Here is a 7,838-nt window from a genome sequence, read left to right as displayed (position 1 = left end):
TATATCCTAGAAGCTAAGGAGGCTGCTTATCCAGAAAAATTAACCGAAGTACACACACCTGAGATTTTGCTTAACTACGAAACAGATTTGCACACTTATGATAAAAAACTTTGTCCTTCCTTGGAAGGAGGTGTTTCCTGATGAACGATTTAAAGGCCATTTGTAAAACACTCCACCTTGCCCATATTATCGAGGAATTTGAGGAGATACCTTTTGAAAGCAAAGAACAGTTTTTACGTGATATTCTATCGATTGAAGTCAATTCCAGACAAACCACCAAAATCGCTAGACTGATAAAAAAGGCTAAATTTAGAGAGCTTAAATGGCTTAGGGATTATGAATGGTCCGACCAGCTGCACTTACCAGCAACAACCTCGAAAGAGGAAATCTGTGACCTCCGTTTTATAAAGAAAAAACAGAATCTTCTACTTTTAGGAACGCCAGGCACTGGGAAAACTCATCTAGGAACGGCTTTAGGTGTGAAGGCATGTGAACTGGGATTTGAGGTCCGTTTCTTTAGGGTGGCTGATTTGGTGGGACAATTAGAAGAAGCGATGAAAGAAGGCACCTTGCAGAGATTAAAACGACAGATTGAGAAGTGCGATTTGCTTATACTGGATGAATTGGGATACGTTCCTTTTCAAAAGCAAGGATCGGAATTATTGTTTCACATTATTGCAGACTGTTACGAGCATAAAAGTGTGATTGTAACCTCCAATTTGGAGTTTGGTCAGTGGAATCGGGTTTTTGGGGATAACCGTCTAACTTCCGCCCTTGTGGACAGACTAGTTCACCACGCGCATGTCATAGCGTTCACAGGGGAAAGCTACCGGTTGAAAAATGCCTTATCCTCCGTAAAAACGGATACTGGGATTTAATGTAAAAGAAAAGCTGCAAGCCTATGTAAATTTCTCTGCAATTTTCTGCACTTTTTGCTTGCAAAAAACACCCATTCTGAGACAACGGTTCATCATCATCACCCGGATGTGGGTCAAGTACTAAGAATGCACCATTCACTGGATTATAGTAACGTGCTTGTAAATAATAATTCTTGGTTTCTTCATCATAATAATAGCCTGCATATCGAATTGGATTGTCTTTTGCGATGTCTCCTTCTACGGATAGGACATTTCCGTAGGCATCATATTGATAGGAACCTACTTCTTTTCCTTCGTTATCTCGGATCGATACGACATCACCACGATGGTTTGTCCAGTAATGGAATACTTGGTCCTTCCATTCTCCGGATGTGTCTTTTTCTTTGACGATCATGCCAAGTGGTGTGTAATCATCCCATTGGTAATAGCGGTATTGCTTTACATCGTTGTTGTTCTTGATGACTTCCATGACTAGCACTTCATTGTCATAGAAGTATTCGTGTGTTTCTTCTCCGATGATTTTCTTGGTACGTAAGCCTGTTTCGTCATATTCATAACGAGCGATTTCTTTACCGTCTAAGTCGGTTACGCCTGTTTGTTGACCTAGCGCGTTGTATTCGTATTTATAATGTTCGTCCTGTGTTAAATTCCCATCTGCATCATAAGTATAGTTTACACCATTTTTTGTTTTGATTTGATTGGCATCGTTGTATTCAAATGAATCTACTTTTGACCCTTGTTTGGTTTCTAAACGATTGCCTACTGCATCATATTGATAGTCTATCGTGGTTCCATCTGGCAAAGTTTCTTTTGTCAGTTGGTTATTACCATCATATACATAATGAGATATACTACCTACAGATGTTTCCTCTTCTACAATATTACCTGACTGATCGTAAGAATAATCGAAGCTTGTAGCCACTTCATCATTTTGTTTGTACTGAATAGATTGCAATAAATTCGCTTGATTGAATTGCTGTATTTGTTTAAATAAGCCATTATTGACGTTTAGCGTTGTCGTGTTATTTGGGATGTCTTCATCATATTTGTAATAGAGAAGGTTTGTATCTCCTCTATTTACCTTTACAACATCTAATTTATCTGCATCTTCCTTATACGAAATTTCTTTTGACAGAACATCTGATTCTGTACCGTTTTGATAGGTAACATCGCTACCAGTCGTTCGTTCATGGTCATCATATTGGTAATGCGACGTGAATTGGTTTAGCTTATAGCTTGATAATGCCCCCGTATTCTCATCGTAATGGAATTCCTTCTCTGGTTCTTCTCCATCATTTAACTTGATCCACTGTAATTGACCAGAATCTGTATATCCTTGTTCCCAAGAATACACTTTCTCACCATCTCTTGAATTGACGACTACATTACTTAAATCTCCAACCTCATTATATTGATAGCCTTTCGTAATTCCAGAAGGTAACGTTTCTTTTTCTACATCACCATTTGAATTGTATTGGTAATTGAATTCCATTCCTGGCATGGTCGTTCTCGTTACTTGATCATTCAAGTTATATTCATATTTTTTCACACGATCCAACGCATCTGTAACTGTATGAAGATTCCCGTTCGTATCATAACTATAGTTTATTTTATGACCATTGCCATCTGTAACAGATGTAATCACATCTAGTTGAAGAGGATCGTATTGATATTCTGTCTTCCGGCCTGCACCATCCGTATAAGATAATTTTCTTCCATATGCATCGTATTTGGTTATAATTGTATTCCCTTTTGCATCTGTAACAGTTGCCGTATTTTCAGCATCATTATAATTTGTCTCTTCAAAAGTTCCATTTGCATAAGCTGTTTTTATTGTGCGTCCATATGCATCATAATCATAGGATGTTGTTTCATCTCCAACAGTTGAGGATTTTAAGTTTGGACCTTCGTATTGATTAGTGGTTTCTACACCTGTTACATCAACACTTTTCGTCAATTGGTTGCGATCATTATAGTCATTTGTAATCGTTCCATCTGTACTCGTTTCTTTTTTGAGATTTCCATTTTGATCATATTCATAACGAGTGTCAATTCCTTCTTCATCGATAGACTCTATCACATTGTATTGATCGTCATATTGTTGAGTAGAAGATGTCTCATCACTATTTAGTACCTTTGAAACTGCGTATGAATGATTCGTTTCATCTCTATTATAAACAGTTTGATTATCGTCTGAATCTTCTACTATGAACTGATTGTTTTCTACATCAAATTGATAAACAGTCGATACAGAAAGCGTTGAATCCGAATCTTGCTTATCAAAGATTTTTAATCCTTGTTCACTATAGTGAAATTCAGTAACATTATTTTTTCCGTCTGTATAAGACTCTAATTGATTGGAACTGGTATATTTAAATTCTTCTGTAATCGGCTGAATTTCGTTACCTTCTTTAGTCAACTCATCCGTTCCCGTTTTTGTTTCAACTAAAAAGCCATTACTGTCATAGGTAAAGAGTGTCCAGTGACTATTATAAGAAACTTTATGAATACGCTTATTAGTATCATATGCTAGTGAAATGACATCTCGATCAGGTGCATTTGCTTCAGATATTTCCTTTAACAATCCATTTTCATAGCGAAAGTCTATTTCATTTCCATATTCGTCTTTATACGTTGTTAGATGGAATCTTGTTGTTTTATCTCCATTTTCATCTAAATCTACTTTATAGGTTTCTATAAATCCTTCTTTATCTTTTATCGTAAAAGTACTGTCGTCTACTTTTTCTAATGTTAGATATTTACCCTTCGGTGATATATATGTTTGAGCATCTGTATTATAAGTAAATAAATGCTTTGTACCATCTTCATCAGAGTACTCAACATCTTGATTGTTTAATACATTTAAGTGTTCAAATCCCATGAAGCTCCATCCTATACCTAATGGTGAATCTTCCATAGAACGTGAATTATAATAGCGTGTAAAATCATATCCTAATACACCACGCGTATAGAGGGAGTCATCCGTAAATGCTAATGTCATATTACCCGTCGTTACATTCACAGATGCTTCAGCATTACCAAATGTATGCTCATCATACGTAAAGTAATCTTCTAGTCCTATCAACTCTTCATGCATTGCAATGCTACCCGTTGCTTCACTGGATGCATCACTCAATCCACGTTTACCAGAAAGTTTGCCTTCCTCTGATTCATAGGCACCATCTTCGCCTACAAAATAAGCTTTTACCGTCGCTTTATAAGTTTTATTTGCTGAAAAATCTGCAGGGGTTGTAAAAGTTGTTTCACCTTTAACTTGGTAATATTTTGTGCCTTGTCCATCATTTACTGCAACTTCATAATACTTTGCATGTTTTGAAGCAGACCAATCGACTTTCAATTTTCCTTTGTTGTTTACAGGATCCGTTAAAACACCTGTCATTTTTACATTTTTTGGAGCTGCTAGCTTCATATAAGCATAATTTACATCTGAGGAATCAGAAACACCTGTCGAAAAAATCGCTTTAATTCTTACACTGTATCGATTTGATGAACTGCCATATGTAGTACTTGGGTCTACTGGTAATTCTGCACCATCTGCAACGCTACTTGGATCGTCTAACTTTACTTGATGCAAATACGTTATACCATTACTAATTTCGCTATCTGTTGGCCAAATCTTTTTCCCTTTTGTGCTAACAGATGTTACATTTCCTACTGTATACTCTTCATATTTAGTGCCGTTCCAAATACGTACCTTATAACCGATGGCGTTTTTGACCGCATTCCATGAGATATTTAACCAGCCACGGTCGTTATGGGTTGTATCAGATTCTGGATAGGTTTCTGCTACTACTTTTGGCATAGGAATTGCCGGGATCTCTTGAGAAATGACTTCAGAAACGGGACTGTCCCCTTTTTCAAAGTGCGCCAGTACACGGAACTTATATGCCTTTGAAGTGATAGTAGTTCCACTTTTTGCACTGTAAAAGGCAGTTGGATTTAAAGGTAATTCTTCTCCCGTTCCATCGGTAAGATATTTTGAGTTCGTTGAATAAGGTTTTTTGGGAAATATATTTTTTCCTTTTGAACTCCAACTAGTACCAGTTCCTGTATAAATAGTTTGGTATCCACTACCATTATACATTTGCAATGTATATGAGCTGGCACCATACATGGTCTTCCATTTTACGTTGATATAGCCTGTATCCGTTCCATCATTATAAGATGAAGCTAACATAGAAGGTGTGGGCATTTGATCATAATGATAGCTGATGACAAGTTTCGCCTTATTAGAGCTTTCTGCGGCTGTTATCTTTTTCCAATATGTTTTTCCATGGCCATTTGTATGGAACTTGAAGCCATAATTCTTTCTTGTTCCATCCACCCACGCTTGAATTGTATTTTTTACATTAAAATATGCCCATTGGTTCCTTGCGACTGTTGTACTATCAATATTTTTAGAGGATGGTTTATTATTCCAAGTTAAGTCGTCGGCATACCATTGACCATTCACCTCATCTACCCATAAGCCGGTTTTATCTGTAACATAATAAGCATGTGTCACATAGGCGGCCAATTGAGCTGAATCAATCGTTGCACCTTTTAAATCTCCAGCAACGCTAAACTTCATATAAGGATAGTTGGTTCCAGAAGTACTATCATAATAGCCTGTTTGTAGTACATATTCACCTTGTGTTGGGTCCCACTGCTTATTAAAATTGGCTTTTGGATACGCGCTTGATATATAAGTGTCTCCTAATACGTCGATTGTAACAGAAGGATCGATATAAATTGGAAATACGCGTTTATCCGATGATAACCATGCTGCATCTGCTATTAATGATAATTTATACTCATTTTGTTTCACCTTATTGAGTTCATAATGAATGTTATTTGAACGAACACCTTCCCCTTTTGTTTCATTGATATTTGAATCCATCATAGTTGGGGCTGGTAACGTGAATATCAATTTATCTTTTGATTCATCTTCATAAAATCCTATTGAACCATCAGATAAAACTTCTCCATACAATTCAGTCTGTATAGTATAATTAAATTGGTGGATGCCTGAATATTGATGAACAATCCAATCTTCTTTTACTTCATTGTTTAAAGTAATGTGTCTTAAATCTATATTCGGATAGATTTCTTGATATGTAATCTTGTTATCATCATTTTCAGAACTTGCTGATTGATTTGCTATATATTCTTTTTTTCCATCAGTAGCTGTAAAATTGGTAAATTCTAATTTATGTCCTTTGTATTGATAGGATATCGGTGTATCTTTTTTTATTTTCTGAGGAAATACCGATTCTAAATTCGTATCTTCCGTTGTAACAAACCCTTTTTCCTTTGTTACAAGGTTTTCAGATATCTCTTGAAAAGAATCATTCTTTTTGTTATAGATATCCTCTGGGTAAATTTCCTGAATAAAATTTCCTTTTCCATTTGTGAAAGTTTTCGAATTTTCAGTTCTTTTATTGACGATTTCATCATAATCCTTTGTTACTTTAATAGGGGCTTCTTCTTTTACTTCATCTGCAGTATCTTTCGCATCTTGAAAAGCTGCACCTACATACTCAGGAATCAAGCTAATCATCATTGCCACAATTACTAATTGTGCAATATACTTCTTCCAATTCATGAATGTTACCTCCAAGTAAATTATTAACTTACTTGTATAATGGTAACTTATCAATATTACATTATAAATAGTGAATTAAAATCATATATTTACTATATTTTTTCATTCTATATAAAATTATCCCCCATTTCCTTTTCTACTTGCCAACAGGTCCGTTCGAATAAATATATGGATATCCGATGTATAACTGCTGAACGCTCCCTAGTTAATTAAATAAACAGGTGTGTCGATTGTCCAATTCCCCACAAAATATAGTGTATTCGCTGATTCCGCTATGGTTTACTCGCTCTTCCCACGAGATACTGAGTGGACATCACACAAAGGAAATGTACATGCATTTGAATTATCCAATCAAAATTTTCTATATTAAAATTCCTGAAAACGTAATAATTATTTTATTATTCTAAAAATTTATGGAGGGATTATTTTTGATGACGATATTATTGATAGTTATCTATTCTTATTCATTATTAAATTTATTCATAGGGATACTTCAATTGAATAAGCACCTAATACCACCACCTAGTAATTCGATATTATTTGTTTTAGGAAGTATCAGTATTTTAATTACGTTATTTTCCATTAAATATCCTTTATTATTTTTAATAGCTGGATTTGTTTTAATACAAATAGGGGCCATTCTTAATGGTATCCACTTGAATGGAAAGGTGACTTTAAGTCATCAATTAATAAGATTTATTTTTGGATTAATAATCATTATCCTCTATTCAAATTTTATGTAAGGGGTTGATGCTACTCATGAAAAAATCTAGATTCTCTTAGAAAGCAGATTATTAATGAATTTTAACGTGGCATTTGCAAGTTCATTCGAATGCTCAGCAAGTTCGTTTCATAATCTCTTCCTTAATCATTCCACGCTCTTTGAGGTCTATCTTTTGGATATCCAAAAGTTTTGCGGTAATCTTTTCTTTCATTTGTAAAATCGAACCATTGTTTATCACTTTTAGAATCATTAGCGAAATTGATCACGCAACGTATCTGATCTTCGACACAATTATCTGTCCATACCCCCATCCTCTGTTCCAATTTATCAAAAAGTTGAGCTCCATCTTCTTGCCTAATTTCTTGCAATGAATAAACGTTCAAATAGATCACCAGCTTTTTGGCTAATTCACTGCCAATAGATGGTACTGTTTGAAATTCCGCTAATGCTTTTATTTCCTTGGCTTTTTCTAATGAAATATTCAATATTTTACTTAATTCGGTAACACTTAAGGCATGTATTTCCCCAATCTTAACTTTTGCCTTTCGAAGTTTTGCCTTTTCTTTATCTGTCAACGACAATTTCGGATTAGATTTCAAAGACCCCATCTCCTTTAAATCATGATCGATAT

Annotated in this window: 3 protein-coding genes; 1 reads left to right on the top strand and 2 read right to left on the bottom strand. The window is 35.1% G+C overall.

Features of this window, described 5'->3' with window-relative positions; translation table 11 throughout:
* Nucleotides 1–140: 140 nt before the first annotated feature.
* The gene (gene istB / locus FEU33_RS01045; protein ID WP_370467591.1) at nt 141–878 is read left to right on the top strand and encodes an IS21-like element helper ATPase IstB; all 738 of its coding nucleotides are present in this window, start codon (nt 141–143) and stop codon (nt 876–878) included.
* On the opposite strand, the gene FEU33_RS01040 is transcribed toward istB, so the two are convergent.
* Nucleotides 814–6,483, bottom strand: coding sequence for a DNRLRE domain-containing protein (locus FEU33_RS01040; protein WP_146547609.1), 5,670 nt, complete (start codon nt 6,481–6,483; stop codon nt 814–816). The genes istB and FEU33_RS01040 overlap by 65 nt on opposite strands.
* A gap of 864 nt (nt 6,484–7,347) precedes the next feature.
* Nucleotides 7,348–7,806: a helix-hairpin-helix domain-containing protein gene (locus FEU33_RS01035; RefSeq protein WP_425127992.1), complete on the bottom strand. Its 459-nt coding sequence runs from the start codon at nt 7,804–7,806 to the stop codon at nt 7,348–7,350.
* Nucleotides 7,807–7,838: the final 32 nt, after the last annotated feature.

Origin of the sequence: Rummeliibacillus suwonensis (genome assembly GCF_007896435.1) — a bacterium.
Lineage (GTDB): Bacteria > Bacillota > Bacilli > Bacillales_A > Planococcaceae > Rummeliibacillus > Rummeliibacillus suwonensis.
Note: the sequence above shows the minus strand (reverse complement) of the source record. Positions and strands in the feature narration are given on the sequence as shown.

Coding starts and splice junctions, on each gene's coding strand:
- istB (WP_370467591.1), top strand. CDS start 141: ATGAACGATTTAAAGGCCATTTGTAAAACACTCCACCTTGCCCATATT.
- FEU33_RS01040 (WP_146547609.1), bottom strand. CDS start 6,483: ATGAATTGGAAGAAGTATATTGCACAATTAGTAATTGTGGCAATGATG.